The 24,238-nt window shown below is 67.1% G+C and carries 23 protein-coding genes, 1 tRNA gene and 1 pseudogene; 11 read left to right on the forward strand and 14 right to left on the reverse strand.

Annotation, left to right across the window (positions count from 1 at the left end; translation table 11 throughout):
• Positions 1–159 precede the first annotated feature (159 nt).
• Positions 160–306: a hypothetical protein gene (locus ACXPWS_RS17330; protein ID WP_458707848.1), complete on the reverse strand. Its 147-nt coding sequence runs from the start codon at positions 304–306 to the stop codon at positions 160–162.
• An 82-nt stretch (positions 307–388) separates the two neighbouring features.
• Between ACXPWS_RS17330 and ACXPWS_RS17335 the strand changes: the two genes are divergently transcribed.
• The gene (locus ACXPWS_RS17335) at positions 389–1,246 is read left to right on the forward strand and encodes a PAC2 family protein (protein WP_458707849.1); all 858 of its coding nucleotides are present in this window, start codon (positions 389–391) and stop codon (positions 1,244–1,246) included.
• Positions 1,247–1,262: 16 nt separating this feature from the next.
• On the opposite strand, the gene ACXPWS_RS17340 is transcribed toward ACXPWS_RS17335, so the two are convergent.
• The 8 genes from ACXPWS_RS17340 to ACXPWS_RS17375 all read right to left on the reverse strand — a co-directional run bounded on the left by ACXPWS_RS17340 (position 1,263) and on the right by ACXPWS_RS17375 (position 7,659).
• Positions 1,263–2,153 (reverse strand): SDR family oxidoreductase, encoded by an 891-nt coding sequence (locus ACXPWS_RS17340; protein ID WP_458707850.1) that lies wholly within the window; start codon positions 2,151–2,153, stop codon positions 1,263–1,265.
• Positions 2,154–2,180: 27 nt separating this feature from the next.
• The gene (gene mshC / locus ACXPWS_RS17345; protein WP_458707851.1) at positions 2,181–3,419 is read right to left on the reverse strand and encodes a cysteine--1-D-myo-inosityl 2-amino-2-deoxy-alpha-D-glucopyranoside ligase; all 1,239 of its coding nucleotides are present in this window, start codon (positions 3,417–3,419) and stop codon (positions 2,181–2,183) included.
• Between the two features lie 91 nt (positions 3,420–3,510).
• Entirely contained in the window at positions 3,511–4,308 is a 798-nt protein-coding gene (locus ACXPWS_RS17350; RefSeq protein ID WP_458707852.1) for a 3'(2'),5'-bisphosphate nucleotidase CysQ, read from the reverse strand.
• 49 nt (positions 4,309–4,357) lie between these two features.
• Complete coding sequence (locus ACXPWS_RS17355; RefSeq protein WP_458707853.1) at positions 4,358–5,191, reverse strand: SCO1664 family protein; 834 nt, start codon at positions 5,189–5,191, stop codon at positions 4,358–4,360.
• Positions 5,175–5,762: a DUF3090 domain-containing protein gene (locus ACXPWS_RS17360; protein ID WP_458707854.1), complete on the reverse strand. Its 588-nt coding sequence runs from the start codon at positions 5,760–5,762 to the stop codon at positions 5,175–5,177. The genes ACXPWS_RS17355 and ACXPWS_RS17360 overlap by 17 nt, the downstream gene beginning before the upstream one ends.
• Before the next feature lie 33 nt (positions 5,763–5,795).
• Positions 5,796–6,479 carry a histidine phosphatase family protein gene (locus ACXPWS_RS17365; RefSeq protein ID WP_458707855.1) on the reverse strand — a complete coding sequence of 228 codons (684 nt, stop codon included), beginning with the start codon at positions 6,477–6,479 and terminating at the stop codon, positions 5,796–5,798.
• A gap of 1 nt (position 6,480) precedes the next feature.
• On the reverse strand, positions 6,481–7,308 hold the full coding sequence (locus ACXPWS_RS17370; RefSeq protein WP_458713572.1) for an undecaprenyl-diphosphate phosphatase: 828 nt from the start codon (positions 7,306–7,308) through the stop codon (positions 6,481–6,483).
• Between the two features lie 36 nt (positions 7,309–7,344).
• On the reverse strand, positions 7,345–7,659 hold the full coding sequence (locus ACXPWS_RS17375; protein ID WP_458707856.1) for a hypothetical protein: 315 nt from the start codon (positions 7,657–7,659) through the stop codon (positions 7,345–7,347).
• A 108-nt stretch (positions 7,660–7,767) separates the two neighbouring features.
• Here ACXPWS_RS17375 and ACXPWS_RS17380 point away from each other — a divergent pair, with 108 nt between their 5' ends.
• Genes ACXPWS_RS17380 through ACXPWS_RS17390 form a run of 3 tightly spaced genes read left to right on the forward strand, consistent with a single transcriptional unit; the run spans position 7,768 to position 10,090 of the window.
• Complete coding sequence (locus ACXPWS_RS17380) at positions 7,768–8,781, forward strand: YncE family protein (protein WP_458707857.1); 1,014 nt, start codon at positions 7,768–7,770, stop codon at positions 8,779–8,781.
• Positions 8,778–9,023 carry a DUF5703 family protein gene (locus ACXPWS_RS17385; RefSeq protein WP_458707858.1) on the forward strand — a complete coding sequence of 82 codons (246 nt, stop codon included), beginning with the start codon at positions 8,778–8,780 and terminating at the stop codon, positions 9,021–9,023. The genes ACXPWS_RS17380 and ACXPWS_RS17385 overlap by 4 nt, the downstream gene beginning before the upstream one ends.
• Positions 9,024–9,043: 20 nt before the next feature.
• Positions 9,044–10,090, forward strand: coding sequence for a quinone-dependent dihydroorotate dehydrogenase (locus ACXPWS_RS17390; RefSeq protein ID WP_458713573.1), 1,047 nt, complete (start codon positions 9,044–9,046; stop codon positions 10,088–10,090).
• On the opposite strand, the gene ACXPWS_RS17395 is transcribed toward ACXPWS_RS17390, so the two are convergent.
• Positions 10,087–10,611, reverse strand: coding sequence for a YbhB/YbcL family Raf kinase inhibitor-like protein (locus ACXPWS_RS17395; RefSeq protein ID WP_458707859.1), 525 nt, complete (start codon positions 10,609–10,611; stop codon positions 10,087–10,089). The genes ACXPWS_RS17390 and ACXPWS_RS17395 overlap by 4 nt on opposite strands.
• A 13-nt stretch (positions 10,612–10,624) precedes the next feature.
• Positions 10,625–12,004: a M20/M25/M40 family metallo-hydrolase gene (locus ACXPWS_RS17400; RefSeq protein ID WP_458707860.1), complete on the reverse strand. Its 1,380-nt coding sequence runs from the start codon at positions 12,002–12,004 to the stop codon at positions 10,625–10,627.
• Positions 12,005–12,028: 24 nt separating this feature from the next.
• Here ACXPWS_RS17400 and ACXPWS_RS17405 point away from each other — a divergent pair.
• A tRNA-Leu gene (locus ACXPWS_RS17405) sits at positions 12,029–12,114 on the forward strand.
• Positions 12,115–12,168: 54 nt separating this feature from the next.
• On the opposite strand, the gene ACXPWS_RS17410 is transcribed toward ACXPWS_RS17405, so the two are convergent.
• From ACXPWS_RS17410 to ACXPWS_RS17420, 3 genes are all read right to left on the reverse strand, one after another.
• A complete protein-coding gene (locus tag ACXPWS_RS17410; RefSeq protein WP_458707861.1) occupies positions 12,169–12,369 on the reverse strand; it encodes a hypothetical protein in 201 nt (66 codons plus the stop codon).
• Positions 12,370–12,551: 182 nt separating this feature from the next.
• Entirely contained in the window at positions 12,552–16,577 is a 4,026-nt protein-coding gene (locus tag ACXPWS_RS17415) for a molybdopterin-dependent oxidoreductase (RefSeq protein WP_458707862.1), read from the reverse strand.
• A gap of 121 nt (positions 16,578–16,698) precedes the next feature.
• Positions 16,699–18,129: a nitrate/nitrite transporter gene (locus ACXPWS_RS17420; protein WP_458707863.1), complete on the reverse strand. Its 1,431-nt coding sequence runs from the start codon at positions 18,127–18,129 to the stop codon at positions 16,699–16,701.
• A gap of 187 nt (positions 18,130–18,316) precedes the next feature.
• Between ACXPWS_RS17420 and ACXPWS_RS17425 the strand changes: the two genes are divergently transcribed.
• From ACXPWS_RS17425 to ACXPWS_RS17450, 6 genes and pseudogenes are all read left to right on the forward strand, one after another.
• Positions 18,317–18,673, forward strand: a complete 357-nt coding sequence (locus ACXPWS_RS17425; protein WP_458707864.1) for a molybdopterin oxidoreductase — start codon at positions 18,317–18,319, stop codon at positions 18,671–18,673.
• A complete protein-coding gene (gene nirB, locus ACXPWS_RS17430) occupies positions 18,670–21,138 on the forward strand; it encodes a nitrite reductase large subunit NirB (protein ID WP_458707865.1) in 2,469 nt (822 codons plus the stop codon). The genes ACXPWS_RS17425 and nirB overlap by 4 nt, the downstream gene beginning before the upstream one ends.
• A 60-nt stretch (positions 21,139–21,198) precedes the next feature.
• A complete protein-coding gene (locus ACXPWS_RS17435; RefSeq protein WP_458707866.1) occupies positions 21,199–21,495 on the forward strand; it encodes a Rieske (2Fe-2S) protein in 297 nt (98 codons plus the stop codon).
• Positions 21,496–21,865: 370 nt separating this feature from the next.
• Positions 21,866–22,324: pseudogene (locus tag ACXPWS_RS17440) on the forward strand (DUF222 domain-containing protein); the annotation flags it as partial.
• Between the two features lie 53 nt (positions 22,325–22,377).
• A complete protein-coding gene (locus tag ACXPWS_RS17445; protein WP_458713574.1) occupies positions 22,378–23,061 on the forward strand; it encodes an HNH endonuclease signature motif containing protein in 684 nt (227 codons plus the stop codon).
• A gap of 55 nt (positions 23,062–23,116) precedes the next feature.
• Positions 23,117–24,238, forward strand: a complete 1,122-nt coding sequence (locus tag ACXPWS_RS17450) for an ABC transporter substrate-binding protein (RefSeq protein ID WP_458707867.1) — start codon at positions 23,117–23,119, stop codon at positions 24,236–24,238.

Raw genomic sequence — 24,238 nt, forward strand, 5'->3', positions numbered from 1 at the left:
ACCGTTGCAACGCCTCTCGACCTCGATGAGTCTACGTCGTCACCGGATCGACGTCTGGACGCCCAGTTCACCGCCGCGATCATCGCCTACCTGCCCGGCGATCGCGCTGCCCTTGCCCGACAGCCCGCTGTCGTGTCGGCAATATCGCAGTCCCCATCGTTAACCAGACTGCGGCCGAACGTATTTCATTGCCGCCGCGCACGCCGTCCGCACCCGCATCCCGATGCCACCGTCGGCCGCCATGACGCGCCGGGCGGGCACGTCGAGCAGGTCGGTGTCGCAGGAGTGTTCGGTACGGGCAATCACAACAACAGAGTAGTCGGTCTACTCAAATTCACTGGCGGGGCGATGCCGCTCCTGCACCCCTGGCAGGGCTTACGCTGATGGTGTGACCCCGTCGGAAGGCTTGCCCGATCTGCGCAACACCATCATCGTCGCGGCCTTCGAAGGCTGGAACGACGCGGGAGACGCAGCCAGCGACGCTCTGGAACACCTCGACGCGATATGGGAAGCCGAGACCATCGTCGAGATCGACGACGAGGCCTATTACGACTACCAGGTGAATCGCCCGGTGATCCGCCAGGTGGACGGTGTCACCCGAGAACTGGTGTGGCCGTCGATGCGGATCTCACATTGTCGTCCGCCGGGTAGCGACCGTGACATCGTGCTGATGCACGGGGTGGAACCGAACATGCGCTGGCGCACCTTCTGCGCCGAGTTGCTGGCCATCGCGGACAAGCTCAACGTCGACACCGTGGTCATCCTGGGCGCGTTGCTGGCCGACACGCCGCACACCCGGCCGGTGCCGGTGTCGGGTGCGGCGTACTCGTCGGACTCGGCGAAGTTCTTCGGCCTGGAGGAGACCCGGTACGAGGGCCCCACCGGTATCGCCGGGGTGTTCCAGGACGCGTGCGTGCAGGCGGGCATCCCCGCGGTGACCTTCTGGGCGGCTGTGCCGCACTATGTCTCGCAGCCGCCCAATCCGAAGGCCACCGTGGCGCTGCTGCGCCGGGTCGAGGATGTGCTCGACATCGAGGTGCCCCTCGGCGACCTGATCACCCAGTCCGAGGAATGGGAGCAGGCGGTCACCGAGATGACCACCGAGGACGAGGAGATCGCCGAGTACGTCCAGTCGCTGGAGGAACGCGGAGACGCCGATGTGGACATGAACGAGGCGCTGGGCAAGATCGACGGCGACGCGCTGGCCGCGGAGTTCGAGCGTTACCTGCGGCGCCGAGGCCGGTAGACGGGTACAGCGGCCGTCAGTTTTTCTCCAGCGCTTCGGTGCGGGCGCTGAGTGAGCGGCCCAGCGCCGCGACTTCGGTGTCCAGCCTGGGCAACAGCTCCGGCGTGAGCGCACCGATCCGGTGTTCGACCGCCGAGGTGGTCACGAACGGCCGGATCCAGCGGAAGGCCCCCACCCAGCCCGGGCAGTAGATGCGCTTGCGGCGGCCCTCGATGCCCTTCACGAACGCCTCCCCGCAGGCTTGCACTGTGGTGGTCCGGTTCAGCGGGGCCGGCAGCTTGGACAGCATTTCCCGGAACGCCGACAGATCGGCTTTCGCGTCCTGGACCAGCGGGGTGTCGATCCAGCTCATATGTGCCGATCCCACGGCGACACCGTGGTGGGCGACTTCCAGGCGCAAGGTGTTGGCGAAATACTCGGCCGCGGCCTTGGACGCGTGATAGGGGGACAGCCCCGGTGACGAGGTGAACGCGGCCAGCGAGGACACCACCAGCACATACCCGCGGCGCGCGATGACCTCCGGCAGGGTGGCTCGCACCGTGTTGAAGACACCGACCACATTGACATCCATCACTCGCTGGAATGCCTCGGGATCCACCTGCAGCACCGAGCCGAAACTGGCGATGCCGGCGTTGGCCAACACGATGTCGATCCCGCCGAACCGCTGCACGGCGGCGTCCGCGGCTTTGCGCATGGCCGGCAGGTCCCGCACGTCGGCCAGGGCGGTCAGCACATGGTCGTCCCCGCCCAGCTCGGCCGCCAACTCGGCCAGCGGCGCAGCGTCGAGGTCGGTGAGCACCAGCCGGGCGCCCTTGGCCCGCAGCCGGCGGGCGACCTCCGCGCCGACGCCGCGGGCGCCTCCGGTGATGAATACGACTTTGCCGTTGACGGTGTTTCTGGCGTGCATACCGCTCAAACTACCCCGTACCGACGGTTACAGGGTGATACCAAGCAGCGCGTCGGTGATTGCCCGTACCAGCGTCGGAGCATCGGGGTCCGCTCCGCCGTAGGTGAGTGCATCGGTGGCCCAACCATCAAGGGCAGCAATGGCTTTCGGGGTATCGAGGTCATCCGCCAAGTAATGCCGGACTCGGCCGAGCACGTCGGTGGCGTCCGGGCCGGCGGGCAGTGCCGCCGCCTCTCGCCAGCGCGCCAGCCGGGCCTGGGCGGCGCCAAGGATCTCGTCGCTCCAGTATCGGTCGGCACGATAGTGGCCGGCGAAAAGTCCCAGCCGTACCGCGGCGGGGTCGATGCCGTCGGCGCGCAGCCGGGACACCAGCACCAAGTTGCCGCGGCTCTTGCTCATCTTGTGACCGTCCCAGCCGATCATCCCGGAATGCACGTAGTGCCGGGCGAATCTGCGCTCCCCCGTGACGGATTCGGCGTGGGCGGCCGAGAATTCGTGGTGCGGGAAGATCAGGTCGGACCCACCGCCCTGGACGTCGAATCCGCTGCCGATGCGGTTCAGCGCAATGGCCGCGCACTCGATGTGCCAGCCGGGCCGGCCCGGCCCGAAGGAGGCCGGCCAGCTGGGTTCGTCGGGCCGCTGCGCACGCCAGAGCAGCGCGTCGAGCGGGTCGGTTTTGCCGGGGCGGGCCGGATCGCCGCCGCGTTCGGTGAAGAAGCGCAACATGGTGTCGCGGTCGTAGCCGGATTCGTAACCGAACTGCTCAGTCGCATCGGCGCGGAAGTAGATGTCGCGGTACTGCGGGTCGTCCACGACGTAGGCCGCGCCGGAGGCCAACAGCTTCTCCACCAGTTCGACGACCTCATTGACGGTGTCGGTGGCGGCCACGTAGTCGCGCGGCGGCAGCACCCGCAACGCGGTCATGTCCTCGCGGAACAGCTGCGTCTCACGGTCGCCCAGTTCACGCCAGCCGATCCCGTCGCGGGCCGCCCGTTCGAACAGCGGGTCGTCGACGTCGGTGATGTTCTGCACGTAGTGCACGCCGTGACCGGCGTCCAGCCACAACCGGTGGATCAGGTCGAAGGTCAGGTAGGTGGCCGCATGGCCCAGATGCGTGGCGTCGTACGGGGTGATTCCGCAGACGTACATGGTGGCCGTCTCCCCCGGCGATACCGGCCGCACCTGCTGGTCGGCGGTGTCGTAGAGCCGCAACGGAACGCCGGAACCGGGCAACTTGGGAACGGTCGGCGCCGGCCACGACTGCATGGCGTCGACTCTAAGGTGTGCGGTCAGCGTGCTCTCCCGTCGGCCCGTACTCAACGAATACCGACAACGTCGGCGGGCATTTCATTCCCGGTCAGGACGCCGACCTGATGGTGTCCAGCAGCACCCCGGCCACCTCGGGCCGGCACATCAGCAGGTCGGGCAGGTACGGGTCGCGGCGGTTGTACAGCAGCGGATCCCCGCCCAGGCGTGTCGCGTGCATCCCGGCGGCCCGGACCACCCCGGCCGGAGCGGCCGAGTCCCATTCCCATTGCCCGCCGGCGTGGATGTAGGCGTCCACATCGCCACGCACCACTGCCATCGCCTTGGCGCCGGCCGAACCGATCCGCACCAGCTCGATGTCCAGGTGGTCGCGCAGCCACCACAGCACCGGCGGCGGGCGGTAGGTGCTGGCGGTGATCCGGATCGGGCCCTCCTCGCGCGGGGGCGGCGGTTTCACGGTGTCGGTGCGGTAGACCTCGCCGACGGCCGGCAGCGCCACCGCCGCATCGGTGATCGAGCCGGTGGCGTCGGTGTCCGAGGTGGCCGCCGGAGCGGTCCTGTCGCGTTGCCACAGGGCGATGTGCACCGCCCAGTCGGCGTGCCCGGGCATGGAGAACTCGCGGGTGCCGTCCACCGGATCGACGATCCACACCCGATCGGCATGCACCCGGGCCAGATTGTCGGTGGCTTCCTCGGAGAGCACCGCGTCGCCGGGGCGCAATTCCCGCAGCCGCTTGAGGATCAGCGTGTTGGCCCGCCGGTCGCCGGCGTCGCCGAGATCGTAGGGATCGTAGAAACCGATCTCCTCACGCACCGCCAGCAGCAGCCGGCCTGCCTCGGCGGCGACCGTCGCGGCCACCTCGGCGTCGGTCTGCTCGGCAAGATTCACCGGATCAGTATGTCGTGCCGCCGAAACGGACACCGACGCCACGGTGCGCCTAGAACGCCGGCCATGGGATGGGCCGATGTCGGTCCGGCGTCGGCATCACCGGATTATCCAGTAGCGCAGCGACTCTGGCGTGCAGAGCGGTCACCTCGCGGCGGGTGATGTGCTCGCGCAGTTGCGTCCCGAGCTCGCCGCGCAACTGCTCGCCCAGCCGCGCGAGCGCGGTCAGGGTGGTGTCGTCGACCGGCTTGCCGGCCCAGCCCCACAGCACGGTGCGCAGCTTGTCCTCGGTGTGCAGGCTGACGCCGTGGTCGACGCCGTACACCCCGCCGTCCACCCCGGCCAGGATGTGCCCGCCCTTGCGGTCGGCGTTGTTGATCACCACATCGAAGACCGCCATCCTGCGCAGCCGGTCGTCGTCGGCGTGCACCAGGGTGACCTCGTTCCCGGCATGGTCATAGGCCTGCAGGATCGGTAGGTAGCCCGGCGGCAGATGGCCGGCGGGCACCAGGTCGACCAGCTCCGGGCAGCTGTCCCCGGTGTCGTCGGCCGCATCCTCGGACAGGGCGTCACCGGGCTGGTCCACCCAGCGCTGCACCATCCCCGGGCCGGCGGGACCATCCCGAATAATGGTGTAGGGCACTACATTCCAGTCCAGCGCCGCGGACACCAGGTAGGCGCCGAGTTCGCGACCGGCCAGCGTGCCGTCGGGGAAATCCCACAACGGGGCCTCGCCGGCCACCGGCTTGTACACGCAGTGCGCCTGCCCGTCCTCGAGCTGGGCCTCGCACAGGAACGTTGCGTTACTGGCCGAGCGGATCCGTCCGATGACGGTCAGTTCGCCGTGCGCGATGACCGGGTGCGCCCGCTCAGGTGTCGGGTTCATCGTCGGTTCCGCCGAACGCGCCGCGCCGGTAGCCGTTGGTGCGCACGCAGATGTGGCCCTCGGGGTCCAGGGGCTCATCGCACAGCGGGCAGGGTGGCCGGCCCGCGGAGATCACCCGGTTGGACCGGTTGGCGAACTCGCGCGCCGACTCCGGGGTCAGGAACACCCGCACGGCGTCGGGTCCCTCTTCGGCATCGTCGAGCACCACCGAGGCGTCGAACTCCGTCTCGGACACCGCCAGCAGCTCGACCACCACGGTCTGCGCCTCGGAGTCCCAGCCCAGACCCATGGTGCCCACGCGGAATTCGACATCCACGGGGGTGAGCAGCGGGCTGAGATCGTCGACCACGCCGGTGTCCGGTGGTATCGGGGTGCCGAAGCGGCGGTTGATCTCCACCAGCAGCGCCGAGATCCGCTCGGCGAGCACCGCGACCTGCTGCTTTTCCAGCATCACCGAGATCACCCGTTTGTCGTGCACCGCCTGTAGGTAGAACGTGCGGTTCCCGGGCTGCCCGACGGTCCCGGCCACGAAACGGTCGGGTGTGCGGAAGACGTGAATTGCGCGAGGCATGGCACCTTTCAAAATACCGGTAGCGGCCCGGCCTCAGTCGGTGGAGCCGCCGACGACGGCATCCGTGGCGGGCACGGCGGCCGGCTTGGCGGTCAGCGCCGCGGTCAGGCCGTTTCCGGTGTGATTGACATGCAGGACGAACGGCCGGGTGTCGGTGTAGCGGATCACACTCATCGAAGCCGGGTCGGCGGTGATGCGCTGGAAGCTGTCCAGGTGCGTGCCCAGCGCGTCGGCCAGCACCGCTTTGATCACGTCACCGTGCGTGCAGGCCAGCCAGAGCACATCGGCCCCGTGCTCGGCTGCCAGCCGGCGGTCGTGATCGCGCACCGCCGCGACGGCCCTGGCCTGCACCTGGGCCAGGCCCTCCCCTTCGGGGAAGACGGCCGCGCTGGGCTGCTGCTGGACCACCGTCCACAGCGGCTCCTTGAACAGGTCACCGATCTTGCGCCCGGTCCAGGTGCCGTAGTCCACCTCGGAGATCCGGTCTTCGACGGCCGGCTCGAGGTTCAGCGCGGCGGCCAGCGGGGCGACGGTGCTGGCACACCGCAGCAGTGGCGAGCGCACGATCGCCTTCACCGGGAGGGTGCCGATCCGGTCCACCAGGGCCGCGGCCTGCTCGCGGCCGAAGTCGTCGAGGTCGACACCCTCGGAGCGGCCCGCGAGCGTGTGCGCCGTATTGGAGGTGGATCGTCCGTGCCGCAGCAGGATCACGGTCATCTCAGGCGCCGATCACGCCGGTGCCGAGCAGGATGAGCACGGTCACACCCACGACGACGCGATAGCCGACGAACCAGTACATGCTGTGCCGGACCAGGAACTTCAGGAACCACGCGATCGCGGCGTAGCCGATGACAAACGCGATCGCGGTGCCCACCAGCAGTTGCGGCCCGGTCGCGCTCTGGCCGGCGCCTTCGGGATGAAAGGCGTCCGGCAGCGAGAACAACCCCGACGCCAGCACCGCCGGGATGGCGAGCAGAAACCCGAAGCGGGCGGCGGCTTCCCGCTTCTGCCCCAGGAAGAGCCCGGCGCTGATCGTGACCCCCGACCGCGACACACCGGGGATCAGGGCCAGCGCCTGGGAGGTGCCGACGATCAGGCTGTCCTTCCAGGTGAACTGTTGGAGATCTCGGGTCTGCTTACCGAAATACTCGGCGGCGGCGATCACCGCGGAGAACACCACCAGGGCGGTGGCGATGATCCACAGGTTGCGGATGTCGTCGCGGATGTAGTGCTTGAAGACGAGGCCGGCGATGCCGATCGGGATGGTGCCGAGGATGACCCACCAGCCCAGCCAATAATCGGCGGTGCGTTTGGCGGCGTCGAACAGGCCGCCGAACCAGGCGGTGAGGATCCGGCCGATGTCGCGAGCGAAGTAGATGAGGACCGCGATCTCGGTGCCGATCTGGATGACCGCGGTGAACGATGCGCCGGCATCCCGGCCGAAGAACGCCTCGGACACGATCGCCAGATGCCCGGAGGAGGACACCGGAAGGAACTCGGTCAGGCCCTGGACGATCGACAACACCACCACCTGCAGCCACGACACGTCAGTCACGCCGAAGACCGTACCGTGGGTCTGCTGTCAGCGTGCGTTGCGTTCCACCGGCTCGGCGCCCGAGATGGCGTCCCGCACGGCCGCCACCAGGCTGCGTTCGTCGCAGAGATCGATATCGATGACGCTGCGGCTGGCCGTCGCCACGACGTCCTCCTCATGGGGTACCAGCCCGCTGCGCCGGGGCCGGTACACCTCGACCACCAGCGCCTGACGATCCGCCACATGGAAGGAAAAACTCCGCCCACCTGCGAGCATGCCAAAACCGCTTGCGTGCACGCCGGTCGAAAGGTCTTCGATGGCAAACTCATCATCGATCAGAAAGAAGTCCGGCACGAGAGCCATAGCCGAACCCTACCGCCATATTGACGACCACGTCCGGCCTTACCAACGTTTGCCGAAAAATTGAAAACGAAACAACCACTGCCACGCATTGAGGAGTCGAACGGGCCTTTGCATACGAAATCCGCTGCCCTTTCACTGATCAGTGCCGTATTCGCCCTGGTTATCGCCTCGACCGCGGGATGCTCCAAGAGCCCCGCGGATTCGCCACCACCGACCATCACGCCCGCATCCGCCGCCGCGTCCCCGCCGGTGACGGGACCGCCCGAGGGTGTGGTTCGCCCGCTGGCCGGCCCCGGCCTGGCCGCCGCGTTCGACACCGCGACGGCCTCGCTGTCGGTGCTCGGCCCCCCTGACCGGCTGACGGTGTTCGGCCAGCGGCCCCGGACCCTGGCGCTGCCGTCCGCGGCGCGTGCGCTGGCCGCGGACAACGCCGGACATGTGTACCTGGCCGCCCGTGGCGAGTATCTGCGGGCGGACCTGGCCACCGGCACGGTGACCAGGGTGGCCGTGGCCGGCCAGGCCCAGACCGAGTTCACCGCGATCGCCCGGCGTGCGGACGGCCGTCTGGTCCTGGGTAGTGCCGACGGGGCCGTACTGACGCTGGCCCCCGGTGATGCGAGCGATTCGGTCAGTGCGAGTCTGAAGATCTTCGCCCGCGTCGACGGGCTTGTGGCGCAAGGCAATTCGGTGGTCGTGCTGGACCGCAGCCAGACGTCGGTCACCGAGGTGGACGACGACGGAACCAAGGCTGAGCAGGCACTGCGCGCCGGCGAAGGTGCGACGACCATCGCCGCCGACCCAGCCGGGCGGGTCCTGGTCGCCGACACCCGCGGCGGTGCCCTGATGGTCTACGGGACCGAACCGTTGATCCTGCGCCAGGCCTACCCGGTGCACGACGCACCGTATGGGCTGACCGGATCCGGCACACTGACCTGGGTGTCACAGACTGCCGCCAACACCGTCGTTGGTTACGATCTGGCCACTGGAATACCTGTCGAGAAGGTGCGTTATCGAACCGTGCAGCAACCCAACTCCCTGGCCTACGACGACGCGTCCGGCACCCTCTACGTGGTGTCCGGATCGGGTGCCGGTGTCCAGGTGATCGAGGACGCGGGCAAATGAGTGCCGGAGTGCAACGCGGCCGGATGCCCGCCGGCTGGGCCGGTGAGCTGTCCGATGAGTACGAGTGGGTGCCGCTGCGGCTGCCACCGGATGTGACCCGGCTGTCGGCCTCCATCCGGTTGTCCATCGAAGCCGAATACCGCGGGTGGGAGCTGACTCGGGTGCGCCTGTACACCGACGGCAGCCGGCGCGTGCTGCTGCGCCGCAAGAAGGCCGCTCTCGGGGATCAGCCGGCGCTGTGATCTACCACCTGTTACGCCGGATGTTCTTCCTCGTCGATCCGGAGCGGATTCACACCTGGGTGTTTGCGGCCCTGCGCGCGGCCACCGGTTTCGGCATCGGCCGCAAGATGCTCGGCCGCGCGCTGTCCCCCACCGATCCGATCTTGGCCAGCACGGTGCTGGGCGTGACCTTTCCCGGCCCGCTCGGCCTGGCCGCCGGCTTCGACAAGGACGGCCGTGGACTGCGGGCGTGGGGGCCGCTGGGCTTCGGCTATGCCGAGGTCGGCACGGTGACGGCGCAAGCCCAGCCGGGCAATCCGGCGCCCCGGCTGTTCCGCCTCGCCGAGGACCGGGCCCTGCTCAACCGGATGGGGTTCAACAACCACGGTGCCGGCCAGTTGGCGCTTCGGTTGGCGCGCCACGATCCCGATGTGCCGATCGCGGTGAACATCGGCAAGACCAAGGTGACCCCGCCCGAGGGTGCGGTGGCCGACTACGCCGAGAGCGCGCGTCTGGTGGGTCCGCTGGCGGCGTTCCTGGTGGTCAACGTCAGTTCGCCGAATACGCCCGGCCTGCGCGATCTGCAGGCGGTGTCGGCCCTTCGACCGATCCTGGCCGCGGTCCGGGCGGCCACCTCGACCCCCGTGCTGGTGAAGATCGCCCCCGATCTCTCCGACGTTGATATCGACGAAATCGCCGACCTGGCAGTTGAATTGGGCTTGGCGGGCATTGTCGCGACCAACACCACCATTTCCCGGGACGGCTTGCGCACCCCCGGGGTTGCCGAACTGGGCTCGGGCGGGGTGTCCGGCGCGCCGGTCAAGCAGCGGTCTCTGGAAGTGCTGCGCCGGCTGTACGCCCGGGTGGGCGAGCGTCTGGTGCTGATCAGTGTCGGGGGCATCGAGACCGCCGACGATGCCTGGGAACGGATCGTGTCCGGCGCCTCGCTGCTGCAGGGCTACACCGGCTTCATCTACGGCGGCGGTCTGTGGGCCAAGCACATTCACGACGGCATCGCCGACCGCCTGCGGGCCGGTGGATTCGATTCACTGGCCGCGGCGGTCGGGTCAGCCGCTCGTCGTGACTAGTTCTGTTCGTATGTGCCGTAGATGACGGCACGCGCAATGGCCTGGCCGAACAGGTTGAAGCCCAGGTAAGCCGGGGTGGCGCCGTCGGGCAGCTCAAGGCTCTCGACGGGCAGCGCGTGCACGGCGATGTAGTACCGGTGCGGGCCGTGCCCGGCCGGCGGGGCCGCACCGATGAAGCGTTTGACGCCGGCGTCGTTGCTCAGGGTGATCGCACCGCCGGGCAGCGGGTCGCCGTTGCCGGCGCCCGCAGGCAGCGAGGTGACATCCGCAGGCAGGTCGGCGACCGCCCAGTGCCAGAAGCCGGACGCGGTGGGGGCGTCGGGGTCGTACACCGTGACGGCGAAGCTGCGCGTCTCCTCGGGGAATCCGGACCAGCTCAATTGCGGTGACACATCGGAGCCGCCGGCCCCCATGATCCCGCTGACCTGGTCGTTGGCCAGCGGCTGGCCGTCTTTCACCGACTCGGAGGTCAACGTGAACGTCGGCAACTGCGGCAGGTTCTCATACGGGGAGGTGGGCATTGCGTCCTCTCGGTCAGCAGTTCGTCAGGAATTGGTGCAGGACTCTCGTCCCGAACTGTAGTGCGTCCACGGGTACCCGTTCGTCGACACCATGGAACAGCGCGGCGAAGTCCAGATCCGCCGGCAGCCGCAGCGGCGCGAAGCCGAAGCAACGAATACCCAAGCGGGAGAATGCCTTTGCGTCGGTGCCGCCGGACATCATGTAGGGCACGGTGCGGGCGCCGGGGTCGGCGGCCAGCAGCGCGGCGTTCATGGCGTCCACCAGGTCTCCGTCGAAGGTGGTCTCCACCGAGGGCAGGTCACGTTCCCAGGTCCGGCTGACGTTCGGCCCGATCAGCTCGTCGACCTCGCGCTCGAAGGCCTCCTTGCGGCCCGGTAGCACCCGGCAGTCCACCATTGCCTCGGCCGTGCCGGGGATGACGTTGGCCTTGTAGCCGGCCTTGAGCATGGTCGGGTTCGCCGTGTCGCGCAGCGTGGCGCCGACGATGCGGGCGATCCCACCCAACTTGGCGATGGTGCCGTCGAGGTCCGGTGAGTCGAGGTCGAACTCATATCCCGTCTCCTCCGATACCGCGGTGAGAAACTCGGCAACCGACGGGGTGAGCACGATGGGGAACTGATGCTTGCCGAGCCGGGCGACGGCCTCGGCGATGGTGGTGACGGCGTTGTCGTCGTGCACCATCGAGCCGTGCCCGGCCCGCCCGCGAGCCTCCAGCCGCATCCAGGACAGCCCCTTCTCGGCCGTCTCGATCAGGTAGAGCCGCTTCTCACCGCCGTCCCGGGTGGGCACGGTCAGGGAGAATCCGCCGACCTCCCCGATGGCCTCGGTGATGCCATCGAACAGCTCGGGCCGGTTGTCGACGAGCCACTGGCAGCCGTAGGTGCCGCCGTGCTCCTCGTCGGAGACGAAGGCGAACACCAGATCCCGGGGCGGCACGATGCCCTCGCGCTTGAGATGGCGGGCGACGGCCAGCGTCATGCCGACCATGTCTTTCATGTCGACGGCGCCGCGGCCCCAGACGTAACCGCCCTCGACGGCCCCGGAGAACGGGTGCACGCTCCAGTCAGCCGGTTCGGCGGGCACGACGTCGAGATGGCCGTGGATCAGCAGCGCGCCGCGGCTGCGGTCGGCGCCGGGCAGGCGAGCGAAGACGTTGCCCCGCCCCGGTGCACCCGCCTCGAGGTACTCGGTCTGATATCCGACCTCCTCGAGCTGGGCAGCCACCCAGTGGGCGCATTCGGCCTCGCCCTTGGTGGTGGCCGGATCGCCGGTGTTGGAGGTGTCGAACCTGATGAGGCTGCTGACGAGATCGACCACTTCGTCTTCGGGTCTTGTCACGTCCCCTTTCCTACCACCTGGCAGGCCACTCGGTTTGGGCCAACCCGGGGCCATCCGTTAGCCTTAAGCGCTCGCAAGGTCCGAGTGGCGGAATGGCAGACGCGCTAGCTTGAGGTGCTAGTGCCCTATTAACGGGCGTGGGGGTTCAAGTCCCCCCTCGGACACCCAGAAGTACCTGATCGGCGAGATCGCCGATCAGGTACCACCCGGGTCAGCTACTACCCGACGTCTCCGCGGTGTACGTTCACGCACGCCCGCTTCTTGCCCCAAATGGTCCGGACGGTGAAGCACACCCGCTTGGGCCTGCCGAACACCGTCGTCTTCTCGATCGTGCCTTCGGCACCCTCGGGCACCGCCGGCACATCCATATCTTCGATCTGCCGGCAGGCGGTGACAGAGTCGCCTCGATGCCAACTCATCGTTATCTCCCCTTCCCCGTTCCGACTTCGCGGTCCGGGCATCGCTCACTGTTACGTCGTAGTAACAATCACGGCGAGCGATTTATTCGGCTCTGAGCGGGAAAGCGGGGTCGCTTCAGGGATTTGGCCGGTGGCCTTGGTCACTCGGCGGGATTGTGAGCAGATCCCGCCCTCGGTCCGAATCAGTACACGTCGCGTACGTAACGCTTTTCGGCCACGAGTTCGCGTTTGTAGTCGTGGGCCCGCTCATCGGAAAGCCCGCCGTGCTTCTTGATGATGGCCGTCAGGGCCGCGTCGACATCCTTGGCCATGTGTGTCGCGTCCCCGCAGACGTAGAAATGGGCGCCGTCCTCCAGCCACCGCCACAGCTCGGCACCGGCGTCGACCATCTTGTGCTGGACGTAGATCCGCTTGGCCTGGTCCCGGGAGAACGCCAGATCGAGGTGGTTGAGCAGGCCGTCGGCGACCATGTGCTCCAGATCGTCGCGGTAGTAGAAGTTCTCGGTGCGGTGCTGGTCCCCGAAGAACAGCCAGTTGCGTCCGGTGTGGCCTAGCGCACGCCGTTCCTGCAGGAAACCTCGGAAGGGTGCGATGCCGGTACCCGGACCCACCATGATCATCGGCGTCTGCGACTCGGTCGGCGGGCGGAAGTTGGGCGAGCGCTGGATGAACACGGGCGCGGCGTGGGCGCGATCGGCCAGGAACGTGGACGCCACACCGTGCCGGTGCGCACCGCGCGCACTCCGGTAGCGCACGACTGACACCGTCAGTTGCACTTCGGTGGGACTCACCAGCGGGCTCGAGCAGATGGAGTACTGCCGTGGGGTGAGCCGCACCAGCGCGTCCTGCCACTCCTGCGGGTCGGCCCGCACGCCGAACTCCTCGACGATGTCCAGTCCGTTGCGGCCGTCCAGCCAGGTGTCCAGTTCGCCACGCGGCCCACGCAGCCGCTTGGCCGCCTTCGGCCGGCGTTCTGCGATGAACCGCAGCAGATTCGGCGTGATCCGGCAGATGTCGTAGGACGTCGTCAGCGCGCCGCGCAGATCCGATTCGGCACCGTCGACCTCGACCACCTCGCTGCCGGTCAGTCCGGTAGCGGCCAGCCACGCGGTGACCGCCTCGTCTGAATTGGCGACGAACACACCGAGGGAATCACCTGCCGCGTAGCTCGGTCCGTGTTCGGCGACATGCTCGGAGATGTCGAACCCGAACTGGCGCACATCTTTTCGGGCCGATTCCGGGGTCAGCCGGACATTTCGGCTCAGCGGCGCCAGCAGGGGCGCATTGCGCGTCAGCGGGGCCGGCGCCGGAATGGGGACGGGCGTGGCCGACGTCGCGGCCGCGGGCGGGGCCTGGTCCGCCCCGACCAGATCGGCGATGCGGTCGGCCCAGGCGGTCATCGGTTCGGCGTCGTAGGCCTCGCATTCGATCCGCTCGAGCGCCCGGGTCGCACCGAGCGCGCCCAGCCGGGCGTCCAGCGCCTTGGCGTGTCCGCAGAAGTTGTCGTAGGCCTTGTCCCCGATACCCAACACGGCGTAGCGCAGACCGGGCAGCGTGGGGGCGTCGGCCGATTCCAGACGCCGCCAGAAGTCGGCGCCGTTGTCCGGTGGGCCGCCGTCGCCGAAGGTGCTCGTCACGATCACGGCATCGGTGGCCGACGCCAGTTCCTCGAGTGTGACCTCATCCATCGTCACCAGCCGGGCACCGGTGATCCGCGCGGCCACCTGGGCCGCGAACTCCTCGGCGGTGCCCGTCTGTGACGCCCAGAGCACCAGCGGTCCCGGCGCCGACGCGTCAAGGCTCGCGGTGGACCCCGCCGTCCTGGAGTACATGCCGGCCAGCAGGCCGTCGATCCACAACCGCGCCCGCGGCCGGACCGGCGCCGTGCCGGGCAGTACCGGCGTTCCCGGCGAACCATCCGTCACGCCACTCAGAAAGCCTGCGACATAAATCTTTTCGTCGTCGGTGAGCTCCATGGTGAGACCTTGCAGTCCGAGTGACTCGGCAAGCGGGTGGCCAGCACCTGTCGGCAGCGCCGGGGCGATGGGCCGCAGGGCCACCGCACAAACCTTCAGTTCGGGCTGCAGCGAATCGGCATCGACGGCGTCGTTGGTGAGCGCATTGATCGTCAGATACTCGCCGTGTTCGTCGTTCCAGTGGAACGGTACCCACACATTGCCGGGTTGCACCCGGTCGGTGATCACCGGCGGCAGAACCGCGCGCCCGCGCCGTGAGGTCAGTTCGACCTGGCAGTTCTCGGTGATGCCCTGCGCGGCTGCGTCATCCGGGTGGATCTCCACGAACGGCGCCGCGTTGAGCTTGTTCAGCTTGGTGACCCGACCGGTCTTGGTCATGGTGTGCCACTGATGTTGCAGGCGTCCTGTGTTGAGCACCATCGGGTAATCGTCATCGGGCAGTTCGCGGGCATCCATGTGCGGGCGGGCGAAGAAGACCGCCTTGCGCGACGGCGTCGCGAATGCCAGCCGCGGCCGATGGCCGGTGTCGTCGACGAAAAGCGTTTGCGACACACCGTCGTTGACATAGCGGATGGGATGGCGGTCCTCGGCGTCCTCCGGCGGGCACGGCCACTGCAACGGCGTCTCGCGCAGGCGTTCGTAACTGGCGCCGCGAAGGTCGTAACCGGTGCGCGGGTTGGCGAACCGGCGGATCTCGTCGAAGATCGCCGAGCTGGACTTGTAGTCGAAGGCGTCACCGAAGCCGAGGGCTTCGGCCACCGCGCAGATCAGCTCCCAATCCGGCCGGGCATCGCCGAGCGGGGGCACCGACTGCTGCAGCAGCGTCAGATTGCGATCCGAATTGATCATCACGGCATCGGATTCGGCCCAGAGCGCGGCAGGCAACACGATGTCGGCATACCGGTTGGTCGCGGTGTCGTGATACGGGTCCTGGGTGATGACGAGTTCGGCGGTCTCCAGGCCGGTGATCACCGTCTTGCGGTTGGGTACCGTGGCCACCGGGTTGGTGCAGATGATCCAGCACGCCTTGATATCACCGGCAGCCGCCTGTTCGAACATCGCGACGGTGCCCGGGCCGACGTCGGTACGGATGGTGCCTGGCTCCAGTTCCCACTGGTCCTCGCAGAACGCGCGGTCCTCGGCCGACAGCACCGAGCGCTGGCCGGGCAGACCTGGCCCCATGTAACCCATTTCGCGACCGCCCATGGCATTGGGCTGACCGGTCAGCGACATCGGACCGCTGCCCGGGCGGCAGATCGCGCCGGTGGCAAGGTGCAGGTTGCAGATTGCGTTGGTGTTCCAGGTGCCGTGGGTGCTCTGGTTCAGCCCCATGGTCCAGCAGCTCATCCATTCGCCGGCGTCGGCGATCATGGCGGCGGCCGAGCGGATGTCGCACTCCGGGATGCCCGTGATCCCGGCCACCCGCTCCGGGGTGTAGTCGGCCAGGAAGGCCGGCATGTCCGCCCAGCCCTGGGTGTGTTCTGCGATGAATTCGGCGTCGATGGCACCGTTTTCGACCAGCAGGTGCAGCAGCCCGTTCAGCAGCGCGAGATCCGTACCCGGTTTGATCTGCAGGTACAGATCGGCCTTGTCGGCCGTGGCGGTCCGTCGGGGGTCGACCACGATCAGCTTGGCGCCGGCTTTGATCCGATCGGCCATCCGCAGGAACAGGATGGGATGGCAGTCGGCCATGTTGGCGCCGATGACGAAGAACAGGTCGGCGAGGTCGAAGTCGGTGTAGGAGCCCGGCGGCCCGTCCGAACCCAACGACTGCTTGTAGCCGGTGCCCGCGCTGGCCATGCACAGCCGCGAATTCGACTCGATGTGCACGGTGCGCAGGTAGCCCTTGGCGAGTTTGGTGGCCAGGTACTGGGCCTCGATGGACATCTGGCCGGACACGTACAGTGCCACCGCGTCGGGCCCGTGTTCGTCGATGATGGCGCGCAGCCGTCGGCCCGCTTCGGCAATGGCCACGTCGACCGGCGTGGAGACCGCCTCGGCTCCGCGTTCGGCGCGTACCAGCGCCGTCGTCAACCTGCCCTCGGTGGCGGCCATCAGCTCCGCGTGGGTGGCCCCCTTGGTGCACAGCCGGCCGAAGTTCGTCGGGTGCAGCTTGTCCCCGCTGACCTGGGCGATCACCGGCAGGCCGCTGACCGGGTCGGCTTTGGTGGTGACTTCGATGCCGCAGCCGACCCCGCAATACGAGCACGCGGTCCGCGTTTTCACCGACATGGCAACATCGTCTTCTGCCACTGTTCCGGTTCCTTTGAGGCGACGTTAGCGCAAAGAAAACTCGGCCTCACAGCGCGCCCACCCCCGTGGTGAGCGCGCCGTGAGGCCGAGTATGTGGTGGTCAGGCGGTCGCCACCGATTCTGGCAGCTCGTCGGAGACCTTCGGTTTGACCGGTGCGATGCGCAGGAAGACCACCCATGTCACCACCGCGCAGATGACGTAGAAGGCCAGGAACACCCAAAAGGCGTTCGTCGCCGACTTCGCGTCGCCGACATAGGAGGCCCGCAGCACCACGTTGATGAACACGCCGCCCAACGCGCCGACCGCACCGGCGAAGCCGATCAGTGCACCGGACATCCGGCGCGCCCAGGACGCCTTCTCCTCACGGGTCCACTCGTCGTGGTCGGCGGCCTTGGCCTCGAAGATCGACGGGATCATCTTGTAGGTGGATCCGTTGCCCAGCCCGGACAGGATGAACAGCAGGATGAACCCGGTGACATAGGCGGCCATCTGGCCACCGGTGGGCGCACCCTTGTGGGCGTCGTCGAGTGTGCCTGCGGCCACCAGGATGCCGGCGGCGAACATCATCGCGATGAACGTGTACAACGTGATCTTGCCGCCACCGATCCGGTCGGCGAACTTGCCGCCGATCGGCCGGGAGATGGAACCCAGCAGCGGCCCGAGGAACGAGATCTGGGCGGCGTGCAGCGAGGCCTGAGCCGCGGTGGATCCACCGGCCAGGAAGTTGATCTGCAGCACCTGTCCGAACGCGAAGCTGAACCCGATGAAGGAGCCGAACGTGCCGATGTACAGGAAGCTCATCACCCAGGAGTGCTTGAACCGCATGGCCTCCACCATGGCGCCCATGTTGGATTTCTGATTCCGCAGGTTGTCCATGAACAGCGCCGCGCCGATGGCGGCCAGACCGATGAGCACAAGATAGATGGCGCAGACGATTTCGGGCGCGGTGTTGCTCACCGTCGCGATGACCAGCAGGCCAATCAGCTGGATCACCGGGACGCCGATGTTGCCGCCGCCGGCGTTCAGGCCGAGCGCCCAACCCTTGAGACGTTGCGGGTAGAAGGCGTTGATGTTGGTCATCGAGGAGGCGAAGTTGCCGCCACCGAACCCGGCGAACGCCGCGATCACCAGGAACTGGGTGTAGGTGGTGCCCGGACTCTTCATCGCCCACCAGGTGAGCAGCGTCGGGATGAGCAGCAGCAGCGCGCTGACCACCGTCCAGTTGCGGCCGCCGAACCGGGCCGGCGCAACCGTGTACGGGATCCGCATGAAGGCGCCGACCAGCGTGGGAACAGCCACCAGGTAGAACTTGCCTGCGGCGTCGATGTGGTAGACGGGTTGTGGCATGAACAGCACCATCACCGACCAGATGGACCACACCGAGAAGCCGACGTGCTCAGCGAAAATCGACCAGATCAGGTTGCGTTTCGCGATGTTCTTTCCCGGAGTCTTACCGCCGGTGCCCTCCCACGCCTCTACGTCCTCGGCGTCCCAGTGCTCGATGTCACGGTCACGGGTCAATACGCTCACGGGGTCCCTTCCACAGTGCGGATCAGTTACCCAGAAAACTAGGGTCGCGCCATTCCGCACCCGTTGCACCACCGTGTCGGCTCTGTCAACACCTACTCACGGTGTGGATCACCGGCGGTGCGCAACGGTATTCACCGACGTTGCACCCACGAAACGATTCAGAAACAAAGGGGCGCTTGGCTGAAGCATGACCGATGGCAGTGCACCACGATTTTTGCAGGGCGCCTATGCATTCGAAGGTGCCGGACTCGACAAGCCAGAGCTGATCGACGATGCACTGCGGTATGTGGTGCCGCCCGGCGTCGTCGCCCAGCCGGTGTACTTCCGCGGCGGCAATTCCAGCGATGAGCTGATCACCGTGGTGCTGTTCCGGGACGGCGCCCCGATGCGTTACTTCCCGATCGCGGCCAAGGGGGCCACCCACGTGGCCCTGCGGGTGGTCGAGGATCTGCTCGGCGACACGGTGCTGGAACTCTACGTCGCGGCACCGGCCGGCACGACCGGCACCGTCGTGGTCGACCTCGGCTTGGTGGAGATCCCGTGAAGCGCAGGCTGGTCGTCGTCGGCAACGGGATGGCGGGCGTCCGGGCGATCGAGGAGATCCTGGCCCGCGGCGGTGCGGATCTTTTCGACATCACCGTGTTCGGGGACGAGCCGTACGGCAACTACAACCGGATCCTGCTGTCCAATGTGCTTGCCGGCAGCGATGACTCGGCAGAGATCTACCTCAACGCACTGGACTGGTACATCGACAACGCGATCGACCTGCGGGCCGGGGTGCGCGTCGTGCGCCTGGACACCTTCGCCAGGCTGGTGCACGCCGACGACGGGTCGACCATCCGCTACGACCATCTGGTCCTGGCCACCGGCAGCCGGTCGTTCTTCCCGCCGATGACCGGTCTGTGGGCCGACGACAAGAACCTGGCCGACGGGGTGTTCGGTTTCCGCACCCTGGACGATTGCATGGGAATGATCACCGAAGCGGCCAGCCGGACGAAGGCCGTGGTGATCGGGGGTGGCTTGCTGGGGCTGGAAGCCGCACGCGGGCTGCAGAACCGGGGGCTTGCCGTCGACGTCATCCATGCCGGGCCGACCCTGATGAACGCCCAGCTCGACGACGCCGCCGGGGCCATCCTGCGCCGTTCCGTCGAGCGGATCGGCATCACCGTGCACACGGACAAACGCACCACCGAGGTCCGGGTCGACGAGGCCGGCAAATTGACCGGCATCGTCTTCTCCGACGGCAGCACACTGGACTGCGACATGCTGGTGATCGCGGCCGGCATCCGGCCTAATGTCGGCCTCGCACAACGGGCCGGGCTGACGGTGGAGCGCGCCATCGTCGTCGACGACCACATGCGTTCCGTCGATGATGACCGGGTCTACGTGGTCGGCGAATGCGCCCAGCATCGCGGCCAGGTGTATGGGTTGGTGGCGCCGCTGTGGGAGCAGGCCGGAGTGCTCGCCGACCACCTCACCGGCGTCGACACCGCTGCGGCGTACCGCGGTTCGCGGACCGCGACCAAACTCAAGGTGGCCGGCGTCGATGTGGCGTCGATGGGCATCAAGGCACCCGAACTGCCCGACGACGAGTTCGTTCAGTACTCCGAACCGCGACACGGCATCTACAAGACCATCGTGATCCGTGACGGCAAACTGGTGGGCGCCACCCTGGTCGGCGACGTGTCCAAGGTGTCGTTTCTGACCCAGGCCTTCGACAGTGGCTTGCCGCTACCCGAGGAACGCGTCTCGCTGATGTTCGATATCGGCACTCCGGATGTGGCGGTGGGGGTTTCGGAACTGGCCGACGACGCCCAGGTGTGCAATTGCAACGGGGTGTCCAAGGGCACGCTGGTGGCGTGTGTGCGTTCCGGTGAGACGACGGTGTCCGGCGTGATGGGCGCCACCAAGGCCGGCAAGGGGTGCGGTTCGTGCAAGGAATTGGTCGGGCAGATCGTCGAGTGGGCGGCCGGCGGCGCAATCACCGAAGACCCGTCGGCGTCGTGGTACGTCCCCGGTATTCCCTACGACAAGCCCTCCTTGATGCACCTGGTACGTGAACTCCGACTGCATTCGGTGTCTTCGGTGTTCGCCGCGTTGGCCCCCGACGGCCGGGTCGACGCCGGATCGAAGATGGCACTGGCTTCCCTGCTGGAGATGATGTGGGCGGACGAGTTCGTCAACGAGCGCGATGCCCGATACATCAACGACCGGGTGCACGCCAACATCCAGCGGGACGGCACATTCTCGGTGGTGCCGCAGATGAAGGGCGGCGTGACCAACTCGGCTCAGTTGCGCAAGATCGCCGACGTCGCGGACAAATACGCGATCCCGATGATCAAATGCACCGGCGGACAGCGCATCGACTTGCTGGGCGTGCGTAAGGAGGATCTGCCTGCGGTATGGGCAGATCTGGACATGCCCTCGGGTTACGCGTACGGAAAGAGCTTCCGGACCGTGAAAACCTGTGTGGGCAGCGACTTCTGCCGTTACGGAGTGGGTGACTCCACCGCGTTGGGGATCGCCCTGGAGGAGCGCTACCAGGGGCTGGCAAGTCCGGCGAAGATGAAGCTGGCGGTGACGGGTTGCCCGCGCAACTGCGCGGAGGCCTTGTGCAAGGACCTCGGTGTGGTGGCTGTCGACGGCGGGCGCTGGGAGATCTACGTCGGCGGCGCGGCCGGTGCGCATATCCGCAAGGGTGACCTGCTCACCACGGTCGACGATCCGGCCGTGGTGATGACGCTGACCGGTCGGTTCCTGCAGTTCTACCGAGAGGACGCCCGATGGCTGGAGCGGACATATGCGTGGGTGCCGCGAGTCGGAATCGATCGCATCCGCGCGGTGGTGGTCGACGATGCCGAAGGCCTGGCAGCGGATCTGGATGCGCGCATGCAGAAATCGATTGATGCGTACCGTGATCCGTGGCTCGACGGGCGTGAACCGGTGAGCGCAGGGCAGTTCCGCAGTGCGCTGCCGCTGTTGCCACTCCCCCAGGTGCCGGTGCGATGAGCGCTTGCGCGAAGAGCAGAGGATCCCGATGAGCGCTTGCGCGAAGAGCAGAGGATCCCGATGAGCATTCTGGGGCCGGTGTCGCAGATCCCGGTCGGTGAGGGCCGGACCTTCGCGGTCGCCGACGCGCAGATCGCGGTGTTCCGGCTGCGGGACGGTTCGCTGCGGGCCCTGGACGCGGTGTGCCCGCACAAGGGTGGGCCGCTGGCCGACGGCTTGGCCGATGACGGCGTGGTGGTCTGCCCACTGCACGGCGCGACCTATGACATGTGTACAGGCGTCGAGGCCGGTGGTGGCGAACCGGTGCGCAGCTATTCCGTGGCGGACGTGGATGGGCAGATTCAGATCACGACCTGACTTGTCGCGCAAGAGTGAATTGCGTTGTTGTGTATAACTTTTTCCTTGTGGATAATTTTCTGCGGGTGTCTGCGTGTCGCGATATCATTCGAACATGCTTGCGAGTGTGGTGTGTCGGATCGAGAGGCAGAGCAGGTGTCATCTGCCAAGACATCACAGAGAGGCAGAGCGGAATGCGTTCGACCTCGCGTGTGGTCAGCTCGCCGGTACGGACTTCACCGGGTTCATGGTCCCGGAACTGCTCGAACTGCAATCCCGGCGTGAACATCTGATCCCGACAGCTGGTGTGGATCACCACATCCTGGCCGGCCTGCAGTGCCAGACCACCGCGTGAGAGATCGGCGCCAAATCCTGACCCGACATCCTGGCCGTGCGGCTGGGTATCAGTCAGGCAGCAGCCAAAGCCAGGGTCAAAGACGCCGAGCACCTCGGTCCCCGGCACGTCATCGGCGGGGACATCCTGGCACCGGCACTGCCTGCGTGTGCCGAAGCGTTGGCCGTGCGGGCGATCAACCTCGAACACACCGACGCGATCCGCGACGTGCTCGGCAAGGCCGATCGTTACCTCACCCCCACCGACCGCGCCGAGTGGGAAGACACCCTGGTAGGCATCGCCACCACCAACCCACCCGAAACGGTCAAAGACGCCGGTGCGCAGCTGCTCTATCTGCTCAATCAGGACGGCACCAGCCCCGACCTGGCCGTCCACCACCCCGGCCTACGCCTGGGACCCCAGGACGCCTACGGCAACTACCGGTTCAGCGGCTACCTCGACGCCGAAACCGCCGCGTATTGGAAAACCATCGAATCCGTCTGGGCCGCCCCCGGGGGGGCAACAATCCCGCCGACACCGAACCGATCCCCAACCCGAGGCCTAACCCGTTGGATCCCGAGACGCCGGCCCAACCGGCAGCCCAGGACGCGTTCGCCGAGGCTGCCGAACGCGACACCCGCAGCCCGTCGCGGCGCAGCCAGGACGCCTTCAAATCCCTGTGCCGGGAGACCTTGCTGTCCAAGAGACTCGGACAGCACGGCGGGCTTCCGGTCACCGTGGTCATCACCGCGACCTTGGCCGACCTGGAGAAATGCTGCGGGGTGGCCCACAGCAACAGCGGAGTGAAGATCTCGATCCCCGATCTGATGGGCCTGGCCTCCCAAGCGCACCACTACTTCCTACTCTTCGCCAAGCACACCGCCCAACCGCTCTACCTCGGGCGCACCAAACGCCTGGCCTCCAAAGCCCAGCGTCTGGTCGCGATCGCCCGGGACGGTGGCTGCACCCGACCCGGATGCTTCGCCCCTGCTGACCGATGCCAGGCCAACCACGTCAAAGACTGGGCCGCCGGCGGCAACACCGATGCCGACGTCATCATCCTGGGCTGCGGACCCGAGAACCGACTGCCCTACAACACCGGATGGAGCACCACCATCAACCCCACCACCGGCCGCGCCCAATGGCACCCACCACCGCTACTGGACACCGGCCAAGACCGCACCAACCACCACTTCCACCCCGAAGAACTCCTCAACCCACCCGACGAGCAAGATGAGGATGACGATCCGTGATGGCCGATATCCGTTGTGAGGTTTGAGTGTTGGAACTGGAGGTGAAGGGCGCGTGATGTCCCGCGAGGTGAACGGCACGCAGCCGCCTATCGTCTTCGGGCAGGTGACTTCGCTGACCGGTTCCAACTACATGGGCTTGGAGAACCGCGATGGAGCTGAGCTGGCGGTTCATCAGCTCAATGCAGCTGGCGGGGTACTCGGGCGTCGCGTTGAGCTCTTGATAGAAGACGATCGCAGTCTCCCGCAGGGCGCGATCGACGCTTACCGCACATTGGCCGACCAAGGTGTGGTGGCGGTTATCGGCACTTCCTACTCCAACGCGAGCCTGGCCGTTCTGCCGTACACCGATCAACACCGGCTTGTGTACGTCTCGACAGGGGCCGCACATACGCAGGTTGACCCTGTGCGGCCCTACGTATTCATGACACCGCCGACCGGTCGGCTTGTCGCCCTGCAGGTGTTGAGGTACCTGCGTGACAGCGTCATCAGTCGGATCGCGGTGGTCTTTGACGCCGACAGCCTTTTCAATCGCGTCGCCTGGGCCGAGCAGGAGAGCATGCTCGGACAGTTCGGTATTGAGGCCGTAGCGATCGAAGCCATCAGGGTCGACACCGAGAACTTTGCACCGACCCTGGCTGCGATAGAGGAGAGCAATGCCCAGGCCGTGATGGCGTGGGTCACCGGCCCGCCGGCGACTGGTTTGGCGTTGGCCGCCAGCGCCGCCGGACTGACCATCCCTATGGTGGCAGGGCTCGGAGCCGCCAGTCCGGCCTTTGTGGAATCGGTTGGCCCCGCGGCAGACGGGATCATTGTGGCGACATCGTTGGTCGGCGTGAGCTCAGACTTGCCGAGATCGCAGACGCGTACCGTGATCGATGCGGTGACCGAACCATTCGTGCGCCGCCACGGTGCGCCGCCTTCCCAGTTCGCCGTCGACGGATATACCGCGGCAGTCCTGATCGCCGCCGCGGTCGAAACTGCGGGTACCGACGCTCCTCATGCGATTCAGCAAGCCATGGATTCGCTGAGCTGCCTCACGCCCGAGGGGGAATACAACTTTTCTCCCGACGACCATTCCGGCCTCGTCGCAGACGACGTTGCTATAGCGGCCATTCGCGACGGTGGGTTCCATCTGACTCCGTGGTCACGGGAAAGACTGCGGAAACACCTGAAATAA

The organism is Mycobacterium sp. BMJ-28 (assembly GCF_054404835.1).